The 23,005-nt window shown below is 63.7% G+C and carries 24 protein-coding genes and 1 pseudogene; 17 read left to right on the top strand and 8 right to left on the bottom strand.

Translation table 11 applies throughout. The features are described 5' to 3' along the window. The 8 genes and pseudogenes from ACHWUQ_RS06895 to ACHWUQ_RS06860 all read left to right on the top strand — a co-directional run. Positions 1-161 (top strand): annotated as a pseudogene (locus ACHWUQ_RS06895) (electron transfer flavoprotein subunit alpha/FixB family protein); the annotation flags it as partial. Between the two features lie 432 nt (positions 162-593). Then, the gene (locus ACHWUQ_RS06890) at positions 594-1,523 is read left to right on the top strand and encodes a branched-chain amino acid ABC transporter permease (protein WP_021027913.1); all 930 of its coding nucleotides are present in this window, start codon (positions 594-596) and stop codon (positions 1,521-1,523) included. Positions 1,524-1,535: 12 nt separating this feature from the next. After that, complete coding sequence (locus tag ACHWUQ_RS06885) at positions 1,536-2,612, top strand: ABC transporter ATP-binding protein (protein WP_239810912.1); 1,077 nt, start codon at positions 1,536-1,538, stop codon at positions 2,610-2,612. 15 nt (positions 2,613-2,627) lie between these two features. Continuing rightward, positions 2,628-3,407 (top strand): ABC transporter ATP-binding protein, encoded by a 780-nt coding sequence (locus tag ACHWUQ_RS06880; RefSeq protein WP_239810913.1) that lies wholly within the window; start codon positions 2,628-2,630, stop codon positions 3,405-3,407. A 2-nt stretch (positions 3,408-3,409) separates the two neighbouring features. Then, positions 3,410-4,141 (top strand): ABC transporter ATP-binding protein, encoded by a 732-nt coding sequence (locus ACHWUQ_RS06875; protein WP_021027916.1) that lies wholly within the window; start codon positions 3,410-3,412, stop codon positions 4,139-4,141. Positions 4,142-4,591: 450 nt separating this feature from the next. Further along, the gene (locus ACHWUQ_RS06870; protein ID WP_133854979.1) at positions 4,592-5,239 is read left to right on the top strand and encodes a DUF47 domain-containing protein; all 648 of its coding nucleotides are present in this window, start codon (positions 4,592-4,594) and stop codon (positions 5,237-5,239) included. Between the two features lie 31 nt (positions 5,240-5,270). Continuing rightward, positions 5,271-6,281: an inorganic phosphate transporter gene (locus tag ACHWUQ_RS06865; RefSeq protein ID WP_239810915.1), complete on the top strand. Its 1,011-nt coding sequence runs from the start codon at positions 5,271-5,273 to the stop codon at positions 6,279-6,281. Positions 6,282-6,352: 71 nt separating this feature from the next. After that, complete coding sequence (locus ACHWUQ_RS06860) at positions 6,353-7,282, top strand: alpha/beta hydrolase (protein WP_394680699.1); 930 nt, start codon at positions 6,353-6,355, stop codon at positions 7,280-7,282. Positions 7,283-7,303: 21 nt separating this feature from the next. Here the strand turns inward: ACHWUQ_RS06860 and ACHWUQ_RS06855 are convergent, their stop codons facing one another. Continuing rightward, the gene (locus tag ACHWUQ_RS06855; protein ID WP_312417234.1) at positions 7,304-7,783 is read right to left on the bottom strand and encodes a hypothetical protein; all 480 of its coding nucleotides are present in this window, start codon (positions 7,781-7,783) and stop codon (positions 7,304-7,306) included. 17 nt (positions 7,784-7,800) lie between these two features. Beyond that, a complete protein-coding gene (locus ACHWUQ_RS06850; protein WP_394680698.1) occupies positions 7,801-8,328 on the bottom strand; it encodes a GNAT family N-acetyltransferase in 528 nt (175 codons plus the stop codon). Between the two features lie 107 nt (positions 8,329-8,435). Between ACHWUQ_RS06850 and rpsP the strand changes: the two genes are divergently transcribed. The 6 genes from rpsP (at position 8,436) to ACHWUQ_RS06820 (ending at position 12,555) form a co-directional block, all read left to right on the top strand. Next, complete coding sequence (gene rpsP, locus ACHWUQ_RS06845) at positions 8,436-8,687, top strand: 30S ribosomal protein S16 (protein WP_116927508.1); 252 nt, start codon at positions 8,436-8,438, stop codon at positions 8,685-8,687. 103 nt (positions 8,688-8,790) lie between these two features. Beyond that, the gene (gene rimM / locus ACHWUQ_RS06840; protein ID WP_239810920.1) at positions 8,791-9,363 is read left to right on the top strand and encodes a ribosome maturation factor RimM; all 573 of its coding nucleotides are present in this window, start codon (positions 8,791-8,793) and stop codon (positions 9,361-9,363) included. A gap of 39 nt (positions 9,364-9,402) precedes the next feature. Continuing rightward, positions 9,403-10,179 (top strand): tRNA (guanosine(37)-N1)-methyltransferase TrmD, encoded by a 777-nt coding sequence (gene trmD / locus ACHWUQ_RS06835; protein ID WP_312833627.1) that lies wholly within the window; start codon positions 9,403-9,405, stop codon positions 10,177-10,179. Positions 10,180-10,312: 133 nt separating this feature from the next. Then, complete coding sequence (rplS, locus tag ACHWUQ_RS06830; protein ID WP_027011119.1) at positions 10,313-10,696, top strand: 50S ribosomal protein L19; 384 nt, start codon at positions 10,313-10,315, stop codon at positions 10,694-10,696. 90 nt (positions 10,697-10,786) lie between these two features. After that, positions 10,787-11,530, top strand: coding sequence for a CoA pyrophosphatase (locus ACHWUQ_RS06825; protein WP_239810922.1), 744 nt, complete (start codon positions 10,787-10,789; stop codon positions 11,528-11,530). A 47-nt stretch (positions 11,531-11,577) separates the two neighbouring features. Further along, positions 11,578-12,555, top strand: a complete 978-nt coding sequence (locus ACHWUQ_RS06820) for a CobD/CbiB family protein (protein ID WP_239810923.1) — start codon at positions 11,578-11,580, stop codon at positions 12,553-12,555. 133 nt (positions 12,556-12,688) lie between these two features. On the opposite strand, the gene ACHWUQ_RS06815 is transcribed toward ACHWUQ_RS06820, so the two are convergent. Next, complete coding sequence (locus tag ACHWUQ_RS06815) at positions 12,689-13,855, bottom strand: MFS transporter (RefSeq protein ID WP_394680697.1); 1,167 nt, start codon at positions 13,853-13,855, stop codon at positions 12,689-12,691. Between the two features lie 154 nt (positions 13,856-14,009). Between ACHWUQ_RS06815 and ACHWUQ_RS06810 the strand changes: the two genes are divergently transcribed. Further along, the gene (locus tag ACHWUQ_RS06810) at positions 14,010-14,990 is read left to right on the top strand and encodes a LysR family transcriptional regulator (RefSeq protein ID WP_394680696.1); all 981 of its coding nucleotides are present in this window, start codon (positions 14,010-14,012) and stop codon (positions 14,988-14,990) included. A gap of 17 nt (positions 14,991-15,007) precedes the next feature. Here ACHWUQ_RS06810 and rsgA read toward each other — a convergent pair whose 3' ends face one another. Genes rsgA through ACHWUQ_RS06795 form a run of 3 tightly spaced genes read right to left on the bottom strand, consistent with a single transcriptional unit; the run spans position 15,008 to position 17,647 of the window. After that, a complete protein-coding gene (gene rsgA / locus ACHWUQ_RS06805) occupies positions 15,008-15,991 on the bottom strand; it encodes a ribosome small subunit-dependent GTPase A (RefSeq protein ID WP_312833621.1) in 984 nt (327 codons plus the stop codon). 5 nt (positions 15,992-15,996) lie between these two features. Next, positions 15,997-16,341 (bottom strand): 4a-hydroxytetrahydrobiopterin dehydratase, encoded by a 345-nt coding sequence (locus ACHWUQ_RS06800; protein WP_394680695.1) that lies wholly within the window; start codon positions 16,339-16,341, stop codon positions 15,997-15,999. Beyond that, the gene (locus ACHWUQ_RS06795) at positions 16,334-17,647 is read right to left on the bottom strand and encodes a M48 family metallopeptidase (protein WP_394680700.1); all 1,314 of its coding nucleotides are present in this window, start codon (positions 17,645-17,647) and stop codon (positions 16,334-16,336) included. The genes ACHWUQ_RS06800 and ACHWUQ_RS06795 overlap by 8 nt, the downstream gene beginning before the upstream one ends. A 36-nt stretch (positions 17,648-17,683) precedes the next feature. Between ACHWUQ_RS06795 and orn the strand changes: the two genes are divergently transcribed. Further along, positions 17,684-18,295, top strand: a complete 612-nt coding sequence (orn, locus tag ACHWUQ_RS06790) for an oligoribonuclease (protein WP_312462791.1) — start codon at positions 17,684-17,686, stop codon at positions 18,293-18,295. Here the strand turns inward: orn and ACHWUQ_RS06785 are convergent. Beyond that, positions 18,288-19,043 (bottom strand): hypothetical protein, encoded by a 756-nt coding sequence (locus ACHWUQ_RS06785; protein WP_394680694.1) that lies wholly within the window; start codon positions 19,041-19,043, stop codon positions 18,288-18,290. The genes orn and ACHWUQ_RS06785 overlap by 8 nt on opposite strands. Before the next feature lie 388 nt (positions 19,044-19,431). Between ACHWUQ_RS06785 and ACHWUQ_RS06780 the strand changes: the two genes are divergently transcribed. Beyond that, positions 19,432-21,480 carry a DEAD/DEAH box helicase gene (locus tag ACHWUQ_RS06780; RefSeq protein WP_394680693.1) on the top strand — a complete coding sequence of 683 codons (2,049 nt, stop codon included), beginning with the start codon at positions 19,432-19,434 and terminating at the stop codon, positions 21,478-21,480. 118 nt (positions 21,481-21,598) lie between these two features. Here the strand turns inward: ACHWUQ_RS06780 and ACHWUQ_RS06775 are convergent, their stop codons facing one another. Then, positions 21,599-22,837, bottom strand: coding sequence for a multidrug effflux MFS transporter (locus ACHWUQ_RS06775; RefSeq protein WP_394680692.1), 1,239 nt, complete (start codon positions 22,835-22,837; stop codon positions 21,599-21,601). Positions 22,838-23,005 lie beyond the last annotated feature (168 nt).

Here is a 23,005-nt window from a genome sequence, read left to right as displayed (position 1 = left end):
CGGGCATCTCGGGCGCCATCCAGCACTTGGCGGGCATGAAGGACTCCAAGGTGATCGTGGCGATCAACAAGGACGAAGAAGCGCCGATCTTCAGCGTGGCGGACTACGGCCTGGTGGCTGACCTGTTTGACGCCGTGCCCGAGATGGCCAGCAAGCTGTAAGCGCTGACCCACCCTTGCTAAAAACGCGGCCCAGGCCGCGTTTTTTTATGCCTGCCCGAAGCGGCGGTTATTTGGTTGTTTATGCAACCGAATCCGATATAGGTGTTTGCACCAGTGTCCCCGCGCTGAGACGGGCGAGTTTTGATTATTGAGGTTGCTGCATTAATTATTAAAAACGCGTGGCCATTCGTTGAATCGATACCTAGTAAATTCCCTAGGTGTCGACGATGGCCTCCCCCGTATTCATGCGATTTGCGCATAGGTCCCTAGGGAAAGCGCTAGAGCGATAGTCGCCAAAAAACCGAAGGGGCGTCTATAAAATTGTTTCGATCCGCATAAAACTGTTATCGCGGTTAGAGGCGGCTGCATCTCGGGACACCCCTGTTTCATGCAGTTTTCGCTGTAGTGGTTCCAAGCTGAAGGGTTGGTTGTATGGATATTTTGCTGCAGCAGATCATCAATGGTCTGGTATTGGGCAGCATGTACGCTTTGATAGCCTTGGGCTACACCATGGTGTACGGCATTATTCAATTGATTAACTTCGCGCACGGCGAAGTGCTGATGATCGGGGTGCTGACCAGCTGGAGCATCATCGGCGTGATGCAGGAGGCCATGCCGGGAACGCCGGGCTGGGTCATCTTGCTGATCGCGACGCTGATTGCCTGTGTGGTGGCGGCGGTGCTCAATTTCACGATCGAGAAGCTGGCCTACCGGCCGCTGCGCAACAGCCCGCGCCTGGCGCCGTTGATCACCGCGATCGGCATGTCGATCTTGCTGCAGACCCTGGCCATGATCATCTGGAAGCCCAACTACAAGCCGTACCCGACCCTGCTGCCGATGGAGCCGTTTGACCTGGCCGGCGCGGTGATCACGCCGACGCAGATCCTGGTGCTGGGCGTGACGGCCGTGGTGCTGGCGGTGCTGATGTACCTGGTGAACTACACCCGCCTGGGCCGCGCAATGCGGGCGACGGCGGAGAACCCCCGCGTGGCGGCGCTGATGGGCATCAAGCCCGACATGGTGATCTCGGCCACCTTTGTCATCGGTGCGGTGCTGGCGGCCATTGCCGGCGTGCTCTGGGCGTCGAACTACGGCACGGCGCAGCACACGATGGGTTTCCTGCCCGGCCTCAAGGCCTTTATCGCTGCGGTGTTTGGCGGCATCGGCAACCTGGCGGGCGCCGTGGTGGGCGCGATGATCCTGGGCCTGGTGGAAGCCATCGGCGCGGGCTACATCGGCCAGCTCACCGGCGGTGTGCTGGGCAGCCAGTATGTCGACATTTTCTCGTTCATCGTGCTGATCATCGTGCTGACCTTGCGCCCCTCGGGCCTGCTGGGTGAGCGGGTGGCCGATCGGGCTTAAGGGGAACACCGCATGAAGAACAACAAAGCACAATGGATTGTCGGCGCGATTGCGCTGCTGGTACTGCCGCTGATCCTGCAGTCCTTCGGAAACGCCTGGGTGCGCATTGCCGACCTGGCGCTGCTCTACGTGATGCTGGCGCTGGGCCTGAACATCGTCGTGGGCTTTGCCGGCCTGCTGGACCTGGGCTATGTGGCCTTCTACGCCGTGGGTGCCTACATGCTGGGCCTGATGGCCTCGCCGCACCTGGCCGAGACCTTTGAAGGCTTCAAGGCCATGTTCCCCAATGGCCTGCACACGTCCATCTGGCTGGTGATACCGCTGGCCGCGTTGCTGGCGGCGGTCGCGGGGATGATTCTGGGCTTCCCGGTACTCAAGCTGCGCGGGGACTACCTGGCCATCGTGACCCTGGGTTTTGGCGAGATCATCCGCATCTTCATGCTGAACCTGGACCAGCCCGTCAACATCACCAACGGACCCAAGGGTCTGGGCCAGATCGATTCGATCAAGATCCTCGGCTTTGACTTTGCCAAGCCGCTGGAAATCGGCAGCTACACGGTCTCCTCGGTCACCTTGTACTACTACCTGTTCCTGCTGCTGGTCGTGGCCAGCGTGGTGATCTGCTACCGCCTGCAGGATTCGCGCATTGGCCGCGCCTGGATGGCCATCCGTGAGGACGAGATTGCCGCCAAGGCGATGGGCATCAACACCCGCAATCTGAAGCTGATGGCCTTTGGCATGGGCGCGACGTTTGGTGGTGTGTCCGGCGCGATGTTTGCGGGCTTTCAGGGCTTTGTCTCGCCCGAATCGTTCAGCCTGATGGAGTCGATCATGATCGTCGCCATGGTGGTGCTGGGTGGCCTGGGCCACATCCCCGGTGTCATTCTGGGTGCCGTGCTGCTGTCGGCGCTGCCCGAGGTATTGCGCTATGTGGCCGGACCGCTGCAGCAGATGACCGACGGCCGCCTGGATGCGTCCATCCTGCGCCAGCTGCTGATTGCCGTGGCGATGATCGTGGTGATGCTGCTGCGCCCACGCGGCCTGTGGCCCGCACCCGAGCATGGCAAGAGCGCGATCCAGAAAGACTGAGCAGGAGAGACGAGCATGACGAACACACAAGCTCCTGCACTGAAGGTGGCAGGTATTTCCAAACGCTTTGGCGGTTTGCAGGCCCTCTCGGATGTGGGTCTGACCATCGAGCGCGGCCAGGTCTATGGGCTGATCGGCCCCAATGGTGCGGGCAAGACGACATTCTTCAATGTGATCACCGGGCTGTACACACCGGACAGCGGCAGCTTCGAGCTGGCGGGCAAGCCCTACGAGCCCAAGGCCGTACACCTGGTGGCCAAGGCCGGCATTGCGCGCACGTTCCAGAACATCCGGCTGTTTTCCGACATGACGGCACTGGAGAACGTGATGGTAGGCCGCCATGTGCGCAGCCATTCGGGTTTGCTGGGAGCGATCTTTCGCACACCGGGTTTCAAGGCCGAGGAGCGGGCGATTGCAGAGCGCGCCCGCGAGCTGCTGGCCTATGTGGGCATCGAGCGCTATGCCGATTACAAGGCGCGCACGCTGTCGTATGGCGACCAGCGCCGCCTGGAGATTGCCCGCGCGCTGGCCACCGACCCGCAGCTGATTGCGCTCGACGAGCCCGCTGCCGGCATGAATGCGACCGAAAAGGTGCAGCTGCGCGAGCTGATCGACCGCATCCGCAACGACAACCGCACGATCTTGCTGATCGAGCACGATGTGAAGCTGGTGATGGGCCTGTGCGACCGGGTGACGGTGCTCGACTACGGCAAGCGGCTGGCCGAGGGCTCGCCGGCCGAGGTGCAGAAAGACGAAAAAGTGATTGAGGCCTATCTGGGCACCGGAGGACACTGAGCATGGTTGACAAGACATCCAACCCCGTACTGCTGAAGGTGCGTGGGCTGAAAGTGGCCTATGGAGGCATTCAGGCCGTCAAGGGCGTCGATTTCGAGGTGCATGAGGGCGAGCTGGTGTCCCTGATCGGCTCCAACGGCGCGGGCAAGACCACGACGATGAAGGCGGTGACGGCCACACAGGCGATCAATGACGGGCAGATCGAGTTTCTGGGCGAGAACCTCAAGGGCCGGGGCGCCTGGGACCTGGTCGCCAAGGGCCTGGTGATGGTGCCCGAAGGGCGTGGCGTCTTCACGCGCCAGACCATCACCGACAACCTGATGCTGGGCGCCTATCTGCGCAAGGACAAGGCAGGCATTCAGGCCGACATCGAGAAGATGTTCAACATCTTCCCGCGTCTGCGCGAGCGCAAGGACCAGCTGGCCGGCACCATGTCCGGCGGTGAGCAGCAGATGCTGGCGATGGCGCGCGCGCTGATGGCGCAGCCCAAGCTGCTGCTGCTCGATGAGCCGTCGATGGGGCTGTCGCCGATCATGGTGGACAAGATCTTCGAGGTGGTGCGCGATGTCTATGCGATGGGCGTGACCATCGTGCTGGTCGAGCAGAACGCCAGCCGTGCGCTGGCCATTGCCGACCGGGGCTATGTGATGGAGTCGGGCATCATCACGATGACCGGCCCGGGCCAGCAGCTGCTGGCCGACCCCAAGGTGCGTGCCGCCTACCTGGGCGAATAGCCGCCGGGCCGATCCGCGCTCCCCACAGCACTGCATGCCAGTGCTTTTTTTATCGCTGCCGCATCGGGATACGCATCCAGCCGGCAGCCCCAGGTCGTGCGCAAGCACCGGGCGGCAAGGGCGGGGAGGCGCGCTTTGGAGGGCAGCGCCAGCGCGCCTGGTTCGCTCTGGAGAAGGTGCAAAGGGCAGGGCGCAGCCAGCGCTGTTTGAGGCACGGCGGCCTCAAGTGCGACAAAGAAATGACAATTGCATTTAAAATTGGTGAATTTTGCAGTGCAGCAATGCGCCGTGAATGACAGATTTTGCGCACGGCCAACCGCTGACACCGCTGACAATTCAAGGGGTTGCAGGGTCGTGACGGGGCCCGGGGGCCGGGCTGGCAAGCCAGTGTCCGGCCGGGAGTGCGCAGGTTCTTTTCCTTTTTTGCATTGAAACCGAATAGGTGCACCCATGCTCTTTGGCAAACTCTTGCCGCGCGAAGGCAATTTCTTCGAACTGTTCAACCAGCACGCTGACCGCATCGTAGAAGCGGCCCACGCGTTTTCCCAACTGGTCGCCAATTACAACGACCCCCACCTGCGCGAAAAATACAACCAGGACGTGGACAACGCCGAGCGCGCTGCCGACCGCGTCACCCATGAGGTCAACCGCACCTTGCACAAGACCTTCATCACCCCCATCGACCGCGAGCAGATCCACTCGCTGATCAATACGATGGACGATGTGGCCGACCTGATCCAGGACTCGGCCGAGACCATGGCACTCTACGATGTGCGCCATATGACCGAAGAAATCACCCGCCTGACGGACCTGAGCGTCAAGTGCTGCGAGCGCGTGCGTGATGCCGTCAAGATGCTCGACCGCATTGCCGATCCGGCCACCACCGAAGCGGCCATCAAGACCTGCGAAGAGATTGACCGCCTCGAGAGCGACGCCGACCGCGTGATGCGCTCGGCGATGAGCAAGCTGTTCCGCGAAGAGCCCGATGTGCGCGAGGTGATCAAGCTCAAGGCCATCTATGAGCTGCTCGAGACCATCACCGACAAGTGCGAGGATGTGGCCAACCACATCGAAGGCATCATCCTGGAAAACTCCTGATCCGTTGCAGCAAGCAGGAGACTGAACTTCCATGGAACCGATGCAAACAGCCCTGTGGGTGATTGTCGTGCTGGTGGCGCTGGCCATCTTGTTCGACTTCATGAACGGGTTTCATGACGCGGCCAACTCGATTGCGACCGTTGTCTCTACCGGCGTGCTCAAACCCACCCAGGCGGTGGTGTTTGCGGCATTTTTCAACTTTGTGGCGATCTTTGTCTTCCACCTGAGCGTGGCGGCCACCATCGGCAAGGGCATTGTTCACCCGGGCATTGTCGATACCCATGTGATCTTTGGCGCGCTGGTGGGCGCGATCGCCTGGAACCTGATCACCTGGTACTACGGCATTCCGTCCAGCTCCTCGCATGCGCTGATCGGCGGCATCGTGGGCGCGGTGATTGCAAAGGCGGGCTCCGGTGCGTTGGTGGCCAGCGGTATCTGGAAGACCGTGGCCTTCATCTTCGTGTCGCCGGTGCTGGGTTTCCTGCTGGGCTCGGTGATGATGGTGATCGTGGCCTGGCTGTTCCGCCGCACCACGCCGGGCCGGGTCGACAAGTGGTTCCGCCGCCTGCAGCTCGTCTCTGCCGGTGCCTACAGCCTGGGGCACGGCGGCAATGATGCGCAAAAGACCATCGGCATCATCTGGCTGCTGCTGCTGTCCACGGGCTACGCCTCGCCCAACGATGCCGACCCACCGTTGTGGGCCATCGTCTCGTGCTATGCGGCCATTGGCCTGGGCACGATGTTCGGTGGCTGGCGCATCGTCAAGACCATGGGCCAGAAGATCACGAAGCTCAAGCCCGTGGGCGGCTTCTGTGCCGAAACCGGTGGCGCGATGACCTTGTTCATTGCCACGGCACTGGGCATTCCGGTCTCGACCACGCACACCATCACCGGTGCCATCGTCGGTGTCGGCTCCACCCAGCGCATGAGTGCGGTGCGCTGGGGGGTGGCGGGCAACATCGTCTGGGCCTGGGTGCTGACCATTCCGGCCAGCGCCTTTGTGGCAGCGTTTGCTTACTGGGTAAGTTTGCAAATCTATTGATGGCGGATGGTTGATAGCCAAAACGCGGCTGGCGGATATGATCTGCCAGCCGTTTTACTTTGGACATCACCATGGCCATGCGCGATTTGCCTTTGACTCCGTTATTTTTCCCGCTGCATCCCCTGGGCTGGGTGGCTGCCGCCATGGCCTTGCTGTGCTTGGGGGGCGTTGCGGTGGCCTGGTTGCTGGCAGGGTGGCTGGCTCAGCCACACCGCCAGCACATCGGTGCAGCGCCCCCGGAGCTGGGCGCCGTAGCGGTGGAGATCGCATCTGCAGACGGTGCGGTACGGGGCTGGTATGCCCCCGGTGAGCCCGGCCGGGGCGCCGTGCTGCTGCTGCACGGCATACGATCCGACCGCCGTGCGATGCTGCCACGGGCGCTGGCCCTGCAGCGCATGGGCCATGGCGTATTGCTGATGGATTTGCCCGCGCATGGCGAGAGCGACGGCGGCATGCTGTCGTTCGGCCCCCGTGAGGGTCTGGGGGTTGCCCAGGCACTGACCTGGCTGCAGGAGCAGCTGCCGGCGGAAAAAGTAGCGGTGATCGGCGTGTCCTTGGGTGGTGCGAGTCTATTGATGGCCGAGCTGCCGCAATCACCCGATGCCGTGGTGCTGGAAGGCGTGTTTCCCACCCTGCGGGCGGCAGTGGACAACCGGGTGCGCGCTGTGCTGGGCCACTTGGCGCCATTGGCGCGGATCGCCACGCCTTTGTTGCTGTGGCAGATGCCGCTGCGCCTGGGCCTGGAGCCGAATAAGCTGCGGCCCATTGACCGCCTGGCGAGCTGGACCCTGCCGGTGATGGTGCTGGGCGGCACGGAAGACCGCTACACCCCGCCTGCTGAAACCCGGCAGATGGCAGAGGCTGCAAACCAGGCCAGGCGATCGCCGCAGCCGCTATGGCTGGTGCCGGGCGCAGCCCATGTGGACTTGCACCAGTTCGCGCCGCAGGCCTATGAGGAACAGGTGTTTGGCTTCTTGCAGGCGCATCTGCACACGCGCTGAGGGCCTGGCGCCGCCCATTCCTTATTGCGAAATCTTGCGCGCTTCCTCGATCTGGTACTGGAAGTAATGCTCAAAGCTGTAGGCCAGGCTGGCCATCAGGATCGTGGTGCCGATCAGCAGCGACGCCACAATGCCGAAGATCGTCAGCCAGCGGGTGCGGCCGGGCAGTGCGTCTTCGGGCAGCCCGGGGTTGTGGCGTGCGTTCCACTTCTCGGGCGCCATCAGCCCGTAGATGATGGCCACCAGCGCGCAGGCCGCAATGGTGAAGCCCAGCAGCGGCACCAGCAGCCAGCTGACCTGGTCGTCAATGCCATGGCTGGCAATGCGCTCCATGCCATACAGGCCCAGCGCCGTGGGAATGGGCAGCATCCAGCCGATCATGTCACCCAGGCCATACAGGTAGAAGCGGTGCAGACCCAGCGGCCCCCCCAGAAAGGCCAGCCAGGTGGCCAAGGTCTTGCTCTTGCTGCGCGGCATCGCGTGGGTGAGGGGGTGGCTCATAAGGCGGGTAGGGTGGGTTAGGTGGTGGGGGCGCTGTGGTCTCCGTCGCCCAGGGTTTTTTCCATCATCACGATATCCAACCAGCGGCCAAATTTCCAGCCCACCGAGCGCATCACGCCCACCTGGGTAAAACCGGCTGCGCGGTGCACGCCGACCGAGCCGAGGTTGTTGGAGTCACCGATCACGGCGATGAGCTTGCGCACACCGGCAGCCTCGCAGTGCGCGATCAAGGCGTTCATCAGCAGGCGCCCCAGGCCCCGGCCATGTTGGCCATCCGCCACATAGATCGAGTCTTCGGCCGAGAAGCGGTAGGCTGGCCGCGCCTTGAACCAGTTCGCATAGGCATAGCCGAGGATCTGACCATCAGCATCCTCGGCCACCAGGTAGGGGAGCTGGCGCGACAATACCTCGTCTCGGCGCCGGGTCATTTCCTCTTCGCTGGGGGCTTCGGTCTCGAAGCTGCCTGTGCCATGCAGCACATGGTGGGCATAAATGCGGGTGATGGCGGGAAGGTCCTGGAGGGTACTGGCACGAACACTTGGCATGATTGAAAGAAGTTTGTATAATCTGCGGCTTTACTGCGTGTCGCTGGCCGGGTGGCTAGTTGCGTGTCTCAAACGTGGTAAGAAAACTAACCACCCGAAGGATTATTATGGTCGTAATTCGACTCTCCCGCGGCGGCTCCAAGGCCCGTCCGTTCTACAACATCGTCGTTGCTGACAAGCGCGTGCGCCGTGACGGCTCGTTCATCGAGCGCGTGGGTTTCTACAACCCACTGGCCAAGGAAGGCGTTGAAGGTCTGCGCGTTGCTCTGGACCGCGTGGCTTACTGGAAGAGCGTTGGTGCTCAGGCTTCCACCACCGTGGACCGTCTGGTCAAGCAAGCTGCTGCCAAGGCTGCTTAATTTGCCTCTCTCGTCACGGGTGGTGCTCCGGTACCATCCGTGCATGCGGGCCGCTGCTGCGATGAGCACTGCGGCCCGTTTTTTATTGCCCTGTTGAACTGCCATGCCCGCTACCGAGTTGTTGTTAAGCCCTGCCACCTTGCCCGATGACGCCATTGAAGTGGCGCGCATCGCCGATGCCTGGGGCGTCAAGGGATGGTTCAAGGTGATTGCCCTCAGCCCCGACCCGCAGGCGCTGCTCAAGTCCAAGCTGTGGTTCATCCAGCCCCCAGAGAAGGGCGCGCGCCACTTCCAGGGTGTGGCCCAGCTGGAGATGCGCCAGGCGCGGTTCCATGGCGATGGCATGGTGGGCTGGGCCCAGGGCGTGGACGACCGTGACCAGGCGGAAAAACTCAAGGGTGCGCGGGTGTTCATCTCGCGCGCCGATTTCCCCAAGACCGAAGACGGCGAGTACTACTGGGTGGACCTGCTCGGTCTGGCCGTGGTCAACCGCGAAGGTATTGCACTGGGCACCGTCAGCGACCTGATGGCCTCCGGCCCGCAGACCGTGCTGGTGCTGAACTACGAAGAAGACGGCAAGACGCAGGAGCGCCTGATCCCGTTTGTCGACGCCTTTGTCGACGAGGTCTCGCTGCCCAACAAGCGCATCACGGTCGACTGGCAGCCGGACTACTGATCGTGCCGGGCACACAGGCCGCCAGCGGGGAGAATTTCCATGCGCTTTGACATCATCACCTTGTTCCCCGAGCTGTTCAGCCCCTTTGTCGAGGTGGGCGTGACGCGCCGCGCCTACAGCAGCGGCCAGGTGGCAGTGCAGTGCTGGAACCCGCGCGACTACGCCCCGGGCAACTACCGCCGCGTCGATGACCGCCCCTTTGGCGGCGGCCCCGGCATGGTGATGATGGCCCAGCCGCTGGCCGATTGCCTGGCCGCCATCCGCGCTGCGCGTGCCGAGGCCGAGCCTGCGCCGCTGGTGCTGTTCTCGCCGATTGGCGAGCGCATGGACCATGCCCAGGTGCAGCGCTGGTCCGATTCGCAGGGCGCCATTTTGCTGTGCGGCCGCTATGAAGGTGTGGACCAGCGCTTTATCGATCGCCATGTCGATAGGCAGTTGAGCCTGGGCGATTTTGTGCTCTCCGGTGGCGAGATCGCTGCGATGGCCCTGCTCGATGCGGTGGCCCGCCTGCAGCCGGGCGTGCTGCATGACGAGGGCAGCCACCAGTTCGACAGCTTCAACCCGGCGCTCGATGGCCTGTTGGATTGCCCCCACTACACCCGCCCGGAGGTCTGGGAAGGTGAGCCGGTGCCTGCGGCGCTGCTGTCGGGCCACCATGCCAATATCGAGCGCTGGCGCCGTGAGCAAAGCCTGCGCAACACGGCCATGCACCGCCCTGAATTGCTGGACCAGGCGCGCAGCCGCAACCAGCTCAGCCGCAAGGATGAGCAGCTGCTGGCCAGTGCCGATTTGGTGAATTTGGCAAAACCGCTATAATTGCGGGTTTTACGATCCTCTACACGGCCGCTTTTTTCAATGGTGAGAGAAGCAACACGCCGCAACTGCCCCGTACACCGTGCTGGGCGCGGCTGCCAAATTCATGGCGCGCGTATGATCGTTGGATGAAACCATGAACCTGATCCAGATTCTCGAGCAAGAAGAAATTGCTCGCCTGAACAAGACCATTCCTGAATTTGCCCCTGGCGACACCGTGATCGTGAGCGTGAACGTTGTTGAAGGTACGCGCAAGCGCGTGCAGGCTTACGAAGGCGTGGTGATTGCCAAGCGCAATCGCGGTCTGAACAGCGGCTTCACCGTGCGCAAGATCTCCAGCGGCGAAGGCGTGGAACGTACGTTCCAAACCTACAGCCCCATGATCGCCGGTATCGAAGTCAAGCGCCGCGGCGATGTGCGCCGTGCCAAGCTGTACTACCTGCGTGAGCGCAGCGGCAAGTCGGCTCGTATCAAGGAAAAGCTGCCAGCACGCAAGGCAGCACCTGTGGCAGCTGCGTAATAACGCTGCGACAGAGCCCAGTGCTGAAAGCCGCTACAGTGCAAGCTGTGGCGGCTTTTTTACATGGGCCGCTGCTTGCTGCCCCCGTCTATGTCTCACCTATCCTCTCCCTCGCCTTCGTCATCCCCCGCCGCCGCTACCCGGGTTTCGTCCGTGCTGGACCCGCGCCGCGCGCCGGTGGTGCAGATCGATTCGGCCCTGCCGGCGGTCGCCCCGCGCATGTTGCTGGCCGATTCGCTGCGCCAGGCCTTTGCCGCCCACCCCCATGGTGGGGAACCGGAGATCTTCCGCGAGCGCAGCTGGACGGACCGCCCCCCCGCCAAAGCCGCCGTGCTGGTGGCGCTGGTGCAGCGCCAGGAGATGCATGTGCTGCTGACCCAGCGCAGCGCCAGCCTGAGCAACCATTCGGGGCAGATTGCGTTTCCGGGCGGCCGCCAGGACCCGGAGGACCGCGATATCAACGACACCGCGCTGCGCGAGGCCTGGGAAGAGGTGGGGCTGGCGCGTGAGCGCGTCGAAATCATTGGCCGCCTGCCCGAGTACGCCACCGGCTCGGGCTTTGAGGTGACGCCCATCGTCGGGCTCGTGCAGCCACCGTTTCACCTGCAGGCCAACCCGGGCGAGGTGGATGAGGTGTTTGAGGTGCCACTGTCCTTCTTGATGAACCCGGCGCACCACCGCTGGCAGCAATTGGACACGCCGGAGTTCAGCCGCCGCTGGCTGTCGATGCCCTATGACGACCCTGCGTCGGGCCACCAGCGCTTCATCTGGGGGGCTACGGCCAGCATGCTGCGCAATTTGTACCGGTTTTTGGCGTTTCCACCCGCGTTGTAGTTTGTAACGGCTTGTGTGATACATCACAGCCGGTATGATCACTGTCCATGAGTTTTTTCGCCACGCTGATGGCCCTGCTGCTGGAGCAGGCCAAGTCCCTGTCTCGTGACAATCCGGTCTATGCCGGCGTGCGGGCCTGGGTGCAATGGCTCAGCCGCAACCTCGATGCAGGCGAACAGCGCCACGGCTGGCTGGCCTGGAGCGTCGCGGTGCTGCTGCCCACCGCGCTGGCCATGGGCATGCACTGGCTGCTGGTCGCACTGGTGGGCTGGCCGCTGGCGATGGCCTGGCATGTGCTGGTGCTCTATGTGACCCTGGGCTTTCGCCAGTTCAGCCACCATTTCACCCGTATCCGCCATGCGCTGGAATCCGGCGACGAAGAGCAGGCCCGCCAGTACCTGGCCGATTGGCAGCAGGTCAACGCCGATGATCTGCCACGGCGCGAGATCGTCCGCCATGTCATCGAATACTCGGTACTGGCCGCGCACCGCCATGTGTTTGGCGTGCTGGCCTGCTACTCCATCGGCTCGGCGCTGGGCCTGGGGCCTGCCGGCGCGGTGTTTTTCCGCATGGCTGAATATGCGTCGCGCTTTGCGCGCAAGTCGCCCGAGCCGGCCGCCCTGGTGCAAGGCGCTTTCGAGACGGTCGCCGCCAAGGCCTGGACGGTGGTGGACTGGCTGCCCTCCCGGCTGACCGCGCTGAGCTTTGCCGTGGTGGGCAATTTCGAAGAGGCCATCGACGGCTGGCGCTTTCAGACCCAGCATTTCCCCAATGACAACGACGGCGTGATTCTGGCCGCCACCGCCGGCGCCATCGACGTTCGCCTGGGCGGCGTGGCCTTGCGTGCCCGCAGTGTCGATATCGATGCCGCTGCGCCGCTGCAGATCCAGGGCGATGGCGCCACCACCCCGGGCCGTGACCCGGAAGTGGCCCACCTGCGCAGCGTGGTAGGCTTGGTGTGGCGCTCCGTCGTGGTCTGGATGTTGCTGCTCGCGCTGCTCACCCTGGCGCGCCTGTTGGGCTGAGCCGCTAACACAACCCTTGATACGTCGTTGCCTGTCCGGCCGCGCCAAGCCTTGTCGTACTACTGTACTGCCTGCGGCTTGGCGTGTAGTCTCAACCGCAAACCTGCGGTTTGCTGGGCCGTGTTAACGGCTACTAGGCAGTCTGCAGCGCAGCGCTTGGGCTGCGGCGCTGGCCCATCGCCACCAGCACCAGGCCGATGGCCGACAGCGCTGCAGCACCCCAGATGATCGACAGCAGGCCTGCGCCGGCAATCAGGCTGCCGCCCACCCAGGCACCCAGTGCATTGCCCAGGTTGAAGGCCGCAATGTTCAGGCTGGAGGCCAAGGTGGCGCCCTGGCTGCCCACACCTTGCATCACCCGCATCTGCATGGGGGCAACGGTGGCGAACGCGACAACGCCCAGCACCGTCACATAGGCCATGGCCACGCCGGCCGAGATGCCAAAGGCCCAGCGGCCTGCCAGCAGCACGGCTACCAAGGCGCCCAGGGTGATCCACAGTGCACGCACCACGCCCCGGTCGGCCAGCTTGCCACCGGCGATATTGCCCACGGCCGAGCCGGCACCAAACAGCAGCAGGCTCACGGCCACACCGGTGTTGCCCATCTGGGTGATCTGCGACAGCAGCGGCTCCACATAGGTGTAGAGCGCAAACACGCCACCAAAGCCGAAGACCGTCATGCCCAGGCCCAGCCACAACGGCGTGCTCGCCAAGATGGAGAGCTCATCGCGCAGTGCAGCAGGCGCAGCTTGCTGGAGCTTGCTGGGCACAAAGGCGGCCAGAATGCCCAGGGCTACGACACCGACACCCGCTACGGCCGCAAAGGCCATGCGCCAGCCAAAATGCTGGCCGATCCAGGTGCCGGCCGGCACGCCCAGCAAGGTAGCCAGGGTCAGGCCCGAGAACATCAGCGCAATGGCCGAGGCCTGCTTGTCCTTGGCCACGAGGCCGGTGGCGACGACGGCACCGACGCCAAAGAAGGTGCCGTGGGTGAGCGAGGTCAGCATGCGCGCGCCCATCAGCCAGCCGTAGCTGGGGGCCATCGCTGCGGCGATGTTGCCGGCGATGAAGATCAGCATCAGGCCCAGCAGCAGCCATTTGCGCGGCCAGCTGCGGGTGGCCAGGGTGAGCACGGGTGCGCCAATGGCCACGCCAAACGCATAGCCGGAGATCAGGGTGCCGGCCGTCGGGATGCTGATGCCCAGGTCCTGGCTGACCTGGGTGAGCAGGCCCATGATGATGAATTCGGTGGTGCCGATGCCAAAGGCACCGGCGGCGAGCGCCAGCAATGAGACAGGCATGAGAGTTTTCCTTGTGTGATGCGATGGCCGGTGGCCTTGTTGAGGAGATGGATTGTGAAGCGCCGCCGCATTCTTGTGTAGCCGGAACAGTGGAAAGGTATTTGTTCCCACATGGAATAAATAGGTGCAGAATTTGCCACCACCATCTGCAGCGATGACGCTTTTGACCATGCGCAACCCCGCCTTTCCCGCCAGCCCGACCTTTGAGACCAACCGCTCCGGTGAGCTGGAGGTGTTTGTGCAAGTGGCCGAGCACGGCAGCTTCTCGGCTGCGGCCCGCCACCTGGGCGTGTCGCCGTCGGCCACCAGCAAGATCGTGGCCCGCATGGAGGCGCGGCTGGGCGCGCAGCTGCTGCTGCGCAGCACGCGCCGCGTGCAGCTGACACCGGAAGGCCGCCAGCTCTACGAGCGCGGCCAGCGCGTGCTCGCTGACCTGCAGGAGGCCGAAGCGGCTGCATCGCTGCGCAGCACGCCCAAGGGGGTCGTGCGCATCAACTCCAGCTCATCGACGGGGCAGGCCATCCTGGTGCCGCTGATGGCCCGGCTGATGCAGCAGTACCCCGGCCTGGTGCTGGATCTGAGCTTTACCGACGAGGTGGTCGACCTGATGGAGGCGCGGGCCGATATCGCGATCCGCTGGGGCAAGCTGCCGGCCTCGGACATGGTGGCGCGGCTGCTGGGCCATACCCGGCAGGTGATGGTGGCGGCACCGGCCTATCTGGATGCGCATGGCGTGCCCACGCACCCTAATGCGCTGGGCGGCCATGTGCGCATTGGCTGGAACTACCAGCGCACGGTGCCGCACTGGCCGTTCCGGGTGGCGGGGCAGGATGTGGAGGTGCCGATTGGCGAGCTGCTGCGCGTCAACGATGGCGATGTGATGCGCAACCTGGCGGTCGAAGGCGTGGGCCTGGCGCGGCTGTCGCTGTTCCATGCCTGGCACGATATTGCTGCAGGCCGGCTGCAGGTGGTGCTGGAGGCCTTCAACACCGGGGTGCTGGAGCCCATCCATGCGGTCTACCTGGGCAAGCCCGAACGCCTGCCGTCGCGCACGCGGGCGGTGCTTGATTTTCTGAAAGCCCATGTCGACCTGGCCCATGCCGAGACCCTGCCCAAGCAGTGGTGCCGGGGCTGAAGTCTGGATAAACAGCTTCAGTAGGCGCTCAGGTTGAGCTCGTCAAACAGCTCGCTGTAGATGCGGTAGCGGTTTTCGCTGATCGGCAGTTCGGCATGGCCGTTTTGTACCGCGTTGATCACGCCGCAGCCGGGCTCGTGCAGATGGGTGCAGTTGTAGAACTTGCATTCCTTGGCATGGGCGCCGATGTCGGGCATGCAGGCGGCCAGCTGCGTGGGCGCGATGTGGTACAGGCCAAACTCCTGGAAGCCGGGTGAGTCGATCAGCGCCGTCTTGCGCGCCTCGTCCACCCAGTACAAGGTGGTGCTGGTGGTCGTGTGCTTGCCGGTGTTCAGCGCCTGCGAGATCTCGTTGGTCGCGACATTCGCATCCGGTATCAGCAGGTTGATCAAGGTGCTCTTGCCGACGCCCGAGGGGCCGAGCACCAAGGTGGTCTTGCCTTCGAGCAGGCCGTAGATGGCGTCGCGGTCTTCCTCGTCAGCGCCTTCCAGCGCGAAGGGCAGCACCATGTAGTGTGGCGGGTCTTCGGCCTGGTCGCGCATGGTGCGGTAGGGCTCCAGCCGCTCCCAGGCGCGCAAAAAGGGCTCGCCCAGGTCCATCTTGTTGAGCGCGATGATCGGCGTGATGTGCGCTGCCTCGGCCGCAATCAGCGCCCGGGCCAGCTGCACCTCGCTGAAGACCGGCTCGGCCGCGATCAGGATCAGCAGCTGGTCCAGGTTGGCGGCAAAGGTCTTGGTGCGGATGTCGTCCTGGCGGTAGAAGACATTGCGGCGCTCCAGCACTTTCTCGATCGTGCCCTCATCGCCCTGGCCGGGCGGCGGGGCCAGCCAGCGCACCTGGTCGCCGACGACGGCTTGGCTCTTCTTGCCCCGAGGGTGGCAGATGCGGCGCACGCCGTCAGGCGTCTCCACCACGCAGTGGCGGCCATAGCTGGCGACGACCAGGCCGGTCTGGGTACCACTGTGGCTGGGGGCGCTGGCGCGTCTTGCAGGTTTGGCCATGTCTCTCAGGCCAGCTGCAGCATGGCTTCGATGCGGCGCGCGCATTCGAAGTCGGTGACCGACAGCCCCTGCACATCATGGGTGTTGAAGCGCACCACACAGCGGTTGTAGTGCACCGACAGGTCCGGGTGGTGGTCCTGCGTATGGGCCACCAAGGCCACGCCGTTCACAAAGGCCATGGTCTCGTAGTAGTTGGCAAAGCGGAAGGTCTTCTCGATGGCCACATCGGCGCCATCACCGCTCAGCACCCAACCGGTCAGTTGGCTCAGCTGTGTCACCACCTCGGAGGCGGACAGCGCGCGGCGGCTCTGGGTGGACCAGTCTTGTTTGGGCAGATGGGTTTCAGTCATGGGCCAATTGTTGCATGTGGCGGATACGCTCTACGGCAGGCGGGTGCGAATAGTAATAGCGCACATAGACCGGATCGGGCGTCAACGTGGAGGCATTGTCCTCGTAGAGCTTGAGCAGGGCGGACTGCAGATCGGCCGCGCGCGTCTGCTGGAGGGCATAGGCATCGGCCTCGAATTCATGCTTGCGCGAGGACTGCGCCATCAGCGGTGAGACAAAGCTGCTGAATACCGGAATCACCAGCATGAACAGCAGCAAGGCCAGCGCATCGTTGGGGCTGGAGCCGGGCAGGCCCGGGATGTTCAGGTTGGGCGTGACGCCCAGGCCGGTATAGAACCATCCCTGCTGCGACAGCCAGCCCAGCAGCGCAAAGCCCAGCAAGGTCAGGCCGAACAGGCCCAGCATGCGCTTGATGATGTGCTTGTGCTTGAAGTGTCCCAGCTCATGGGCCAGCACGGCTTCGACCTCGCCGCCATTGAGCTTTTGCAGCAAGGTGTCGAAGAACACGACGCGCTTGCTGGCGCCAAAGCCGGTGAAGTAGGCATTGGCATGGGCGCTGCGGCGGCTGCCATCCATCACAAACAGCCCCTTGGCCGCAAAGCCGCAGCGCTGCATCAAGGCCTGCACCCGGGCCTTGAGGCTCTCGTCTTCGAGCGGCTGGAACTTGTTGAACAGCGGTGCGATGAAAGCCGGGTAGATGACCATCAGCAGCAGGTTGAAGCCCACCCAGAAGGCCCAGGCCCAGAGCCACCACCACTGGCCAGCCGATCCCATCAGCCACAGAATGACGGCCAGGATGGGCAGGCCCACCAATGCGCCCATGGCCGTGCCTTTGAGCAGATCGGCCAGCCACAGGCCGGGCGTCATCTTGTTGAAGCCAAAGCGCTGCTCCAGCACAAAGGTCTGGTAGTAGCTGGCTGGCAGATCGATGAGGCCGCTGATCAGCGCAAAGGCGGCGACCAGGGCCAGCTGCTGCCACATGCCGCCGCCCAGTGCATCCAGCAGACTGGCGTTGAGCAGATCCAGGCCACCCAGCAAGGTCCAACCCAGCAATGTGGCGGTGCCTATCGCCAGGCCCAGCAGCCCAAAGCGCGTTTTGGCGATGGTGTAATCGGCCGCCTTGTGGTGCGCCGCCAGGCTGATGCGGTCGGCAAAGAGGGCCGGGACGGCATCGCGGTGGGCGGCCACATGGCGCATCTGGCGGCTGGCCAGCCAGAGTTTGATCAGCACACTGGCGGCCAGTGCGATCGCGAATATCAGGGTGAGCAGCAGCGATGGAGTCACAAGTGGGGGTGTTGGTGGGGGAATACCGGACAGTGTAGGGCATAGGCGACAATCGCCCCCATGCAAAACAAGAACACCCTGGATACACAGGCCGACCCCGTGCCTGAGCTGGCCAAGTCCGATCTGAACCTGGTCTGGCTGGACTGCGAAATGACCGGTCTGAACCCGCAGGAGCACCGTGTGATCGAGATCGCGCTGGTGGTCACCAATGCCGACCTGAGCGTGCGTGTTGAAGGCCCGGTGATTGCGATCCACCAAAGTGATGAGGAACTGGCCAAGATGGATGCCTGGAACCGGGGCACCCATGGCCGCAGCGGGCTGACCGAGCGGGTCAAGGCCTCGGCGATTGACGAGGCCGCTGCGCAGGCCGAGGTGCTGCGCTTCATGAAGCGCTATGTGCCCAAGGCCAAGGTGCCCATGTGCGGCAACAGCATTGGCCAGGACCGCCGTTTTCTGGCGCGCTACATGCCCGATCTGGAGGCCTATTTCCACTACCGCAATGTCGATGTGAGCACGCTCAAGGAGCTGGCACGCCGCTGGCGCCCCGAGCTGGTCACCGGCTTCAAGAAAGCGCAAAAGCACACTGCGCTGGCCGATGTGCATGAGTCGATTGACGAGATGCGGTACTACCGCCAGCATTTTCTGCAGCTGGCGCCCGCAGCAGCTACCTGAGGTCGAAACGGTTGACCTGGCTGGTTTCGGTCACCAGGGTATCGGTTCTTCCGGCCTGGTGGGTAACGGCGATTTCTTGGAGGGTGAGCCCACGGTAGGGGCCTGCCGCTGCCACCCAGGTCGTGGTCCGCGTCTCCCGGCTCGCACCGGGTTGGCCTTCCTGGCTGGCTGCCACGGTGCTGACGAAGCGGCATGCCTCCACGGTTCCAAGAGCGGCCGTGATGGTTTCCCGGCCTGCGTAGGTTCGCGTCTCGGCCAGCGTGGTCACGGTCTTTGTTTCTCCGTCCGCATTCGAGAAGCTCTCCGTTTGCACGATGGTTTGTGAGGTGGTCTGGCCGGGCTCCATCGCGATGACCGACTGGCGCGGCGGGGCCAGGCTTTGCCGGCTGGTGGAGCCGATATTGAATGCGTTGTAGCCGTGGTACAGCAGCGCTCCCCCTTCGATGCTGTAGTGCAGGCTGGTGCGCCCGCTGTTGGGTGCGGGATTGATATAAATGTTGTTGATGCCGTTTTCCTCCGTCTGGCTGGTGACCCAGTGGTAGACAAGGGAGGTCAAAGCCGGCGCATCATTCAAACGGCTGCTCTGGCTGACATAGATTTGCGTGTCCTTGCGGTAAAAACCGGCATTGAAGCAGTCGCTGGAATTCTTGGCTTCTTCTGAACTGTCTCCGCCACCGCCACAAGCGGCCAACAGGGCTGCACTGAGCAGGCCGGTCATCGCGATGAAAGTTCGTGGATGGCGGGTCATGCGGTCTCCTTGTAGGGGTGTATCCCGAAACATCGTAGAGGCCAGGGAGCGCTGGTCAATCACAATGGCTTGGTTTGTTGCGTTTTCCCCTAGGTCTGGGCTTGGGTGTCCAGCAGCGCTGTTGTTGCACAGATGTCCTACGCTTGATGCGGGAAAACCCGAAACGTGCGATAATTTGCGCTTCCCCGCCAAAACTGGCGGTTGATACGCACATCTCCCTTCATTCTCTGGGCGTCCAGGCCATGCGATTCGCAGCATGGCCGATTCGAACAAGCCCGCGGCAATCTGTATGGCCGTTACCGTTTGATGGTTGATGTTTTTAAACCATGAACGGTACGGAACTGCGTCGCGAAACGCGCAGCGGCCGGCCTATTGCTATTGTTCAAAAATGACGCAAGACCTCCATCTGCAGGGCGAAACCGCGCCTGCGCAAAACACTGTTGACGCTACCCAAGAGATCGTCAATACCACGCCCCTGTCCGCTGAAGCCATCGGCGCTTCGCAAGAAGGCAACACCGAGCTGGTGGCTGAGACCGAAGCCGAAGCGCTGCCTGAAGAGCCGAACGGCTTTGTCGAGCTGGGCCTGGCACCCGAGCTGTTGCAGGCCGTCAAGGACCTGGGCTACACCCAGCCTACCGCTGTGCAACGGCGCGCCATTCCTTTGGCGATGATTGACGAAGGCAACGACAACCAGCATTTCACCGATCTGATGGTGTCGAGCCAGACGGGCTCCGGCAAGACCGCTGCCTTCCTGCTGCCCGTGCTGCACACGCTGATCCAGCAGCAAGGCCAGGCCGAAGCTGCTGAGCGCGCTGAACACGAACGCCTGGTGGCAGAAGCCCTGGCCCGTGGCGAGCAAGCGCCCAAGCGCGCCAAGCGCAAGAACCCGCTGAGCCCCCGCAATTTCAAGGCCGCCCAACCTGGCGCGCTGGTGCTGTGCCCCACCCGTGAGCTGGCCCAGCAGGTGGCCCACGACGCGATTGAACTGGTGCGCCACTGCCGTGGTCTGCGCGTTGCCAACATCGTGGGCGGCATGCCTTACCAGCTGCAAATCGCCAAGCTGCAAAATGCCGACCTGGTCGTCGCGACGCCTGGCCGTCTGCTGGACCTGCAGCGCTCGATGCAGATCAAGCTCGACAAGGTGCAGTTCCTGGTGGTTGACGAAGCCGACCGCATGCTGGACCTGGGCTTCTCGGACGACCTGGCCGAAGTCAACCAGCTGACCGCACAGCGCAAGCAGACCATGATGTTCAGCGCGACCTTCGCGCCCCGCATCCAGCAGTTGGCCATGCGCGTGATGCATGACAACGGCTCTGGCGTGCAGAAGATCACCATCGATTCGCCCCAGGAAAAGCATGCCAACATCAAGCAGGTGCTGTTCTGGGCCGACAACTCCCAGCACAAGCGCAAGCTGCTGGACCACTGGCTGCGTGATGCCTCGATCAACCAGGCCATCGTGTTTGCATCCACCCAGGTGGAGTGTGACGGCCTGGCCAACGACCTGCAGCAAGAAGGCTTCTCCGCTGTGGCATTGCACGGGGCGCTGAGCCAAGGCCTGCGCAACCGCCGCCTGATGGCGCTGCGCAATGGCCAGGTGCAGATCCTGGTGGCAACCGATGTGGCTGCCCGTGGTATCGACGTGCCCACGATCACCCACGTGTTCAACTACGGTCTGCCGATGAAGGCCGAAGACTACACCCACCGCATTGGCCGTACCGGCCGTGCTGGCCGCTCGGGCCTGGCGATCACCTTCGCCGAGTTCCGTGACCGCCGCCGTGTGTTCGATATCGAGGCTTACACCAAGCAGCAGTTCAAGCCGGAAGTGATTCCAGGCATGGAGCCGCAGCAACGCTTCCCTGCACGCAGCGAAGGCGCGCGTGGCGCAGGCCGTGGTGGTGACCGTGGCCGTCCAGGTGCGGGCCGTGGTGGCGAGCGCCGTGGCGGTGGCGGCTTTGGTGCCGACCGTGGTGGTTTCGGTGCCCGCCGTGACGGCGAAGGCTATGGCCGCAAGCCAGGCTTTGGCGAGAACGCTGGTTTTGGTGGTGCTCCACGCGGTGGCGACAGCCGTCCGCGTTTCGAGCAGCGCGATGACCGCGCACCACGCTTTGAGCAGCGCCCTGACCGTGGCGGCGACCGCTTCCAGGACCGTGGCCCGGACCGTTTCCAGGATCGCGGCGCTGATCGCTTCCAGGACCGCGCACCCCGCCCCGAAGGCCGCAGCTTCGACCGCGCGCCTGAGCGCCGTGGCGACCGCTTTGGCGGCGACAACCGTGGCGCTGACAGCCGTGGCCCACGCAGCGCAGGCCCCCGCCATGCCGGTGGTGGTGACTTCGCCCAGCGCCGCCCAGGTGGTGAAAGCCGCTTTGGTGGTGAGCGTGGTGGCCGTCCCTACAGCCCCGCCGGTGGTGACCGCAAGCGCACCGAGCGCAGCCGTTAATCAGCGCATCGCGCAATGACAAAGAGCTTCCCGAGGGAAGCTCTTTTTTTTGCCTGCCGCTCAAGGCGGCTCGTGGATGGCGGGACCTTGGCGCCTGGTGTGGCGCATCCGTCAGGCGTCAGACCGCGTTGTGGCGGCCTATGTCGGGCCAGCGGTGGTGAAAATAGATCCAGCTGACCAGGCCGGTCAGCATCAAGCCCATCGACGCGATGGCCAGTGCCACGGTCGAATGCATGACCAGGGGCGCGAGCACACCTGCGACGATGCCATTTGCCACCGACGTGACGACGGCCTGCAGCGAGGAGGCGAGGCCCCGGCGCTCCGGGTGCAGATCCAGCACCAGCAGGGTGACCACCGGGGTCATCAGCGCCCAGCCGAAGGAATAGATGCCCAGCGGCAGCAAGGCCCAGGCCGGGTGAGGGGGCAGCACCAGATTCAGCAGCAGGTAGATGCAGGAGGTCAGGAACATGATCAGAAAGCCGTGGCGTACCTGGCGCTTCGGGGGTATCTTGCCCGCCAGCCTGCCGCTGACCCAGGCGCCCAGCATGATGCCGCCGATGGTGCAGATGAAGAACCAGAAGAACTGGGTCGGCTGCATGTGCATGTGGGTGCCCAGAAAGGTGGGGGCCGACAGGATGTAGATGAACATGCCATTGAACGGCACACCGCTGGCGGCAGCCAGCAGCAAGAAGCGCGGGCTGCTGCACAGCTGCCAGTAGCCGCGCATGAGGTTGCGCACATCAAAGGCCTGGCGTTTTTCGGGCGGCAGACTCTCGGGCAGCAGGCGCCAGTTGTAGGCCCACAGCAGTGCGCCGATGGCCGTCAGCAGCCAGAAAATGGATTGCCAGCTGGCATAGGCGATGAAGACGCCGCCGATCATCGGCGCCACTGCAGGCGCGATGCCGAAGTAGATGGTGATCTGGCTCATCACCCGCTGGGCCTGGGCAGGCGGGAAAAGATCGCGCACCACCGCACGCGAGACCACAATGCCGGCGCCGGTGGTGCAGCCCTGCAGCGCACGGAACAGAATCAGCTGCGCGGGCGTCTGGGCCAGCGCGCAGCCGGCCGATGTCAGCGCGAAGGCGGCCAGGCCCCACAGCACGACGGGGCGGCGGCCAAAGCTGTCCGACAGCGCACCGTGGAACAGGTTCATGAACGCGAAGCCAAACAGATAGGCCGACAGCGTCTGCTGCATCTGCAGCGGCGAGGCGTTGAGCGATGCCGCAATCCCCTCAAAGGCGGGCAGGTAGGTGTCGATCGAGAACGGGCCGAGCATGCCCAGCAGGGCCAGCATGACCGCCAGGATCCATTGGGGCGGGGGCGGTGTGGTTGCGTCTGCAGGGCGTGGTGGGTTCATGGCCAGCGCGCCACCGGCCCAGAGGCAGGGGGCGTCGTCAAATAGAGGTGAAGACAGGGCTGCGCTGCAGCCTGGGGCCTGCCCGGTGCGCAGGCAACAGGCGCCGAGCTTACCTCAAGCGCCGGGGTGCTGCAGTCGCTGCGGTATAGGAGCGCACTGGGCGAGCTG

The sequence above is a fragment of the uncultured Comamonas sp. genome (genome assembly GCF_964277875.1).
Taxonomy (GTDB): Bacteria; Pseudomonadota; Gammaproteobacteria; order Burkholderiales; family Burkholderiaceae_C; genus Comamonas; species Comamonas sediminis.
The sequence above is the reverse complement of the archived record's forward strand: the minus strand, read 5'-3'. Positions and strand labels throughout refer to the sequence as shown.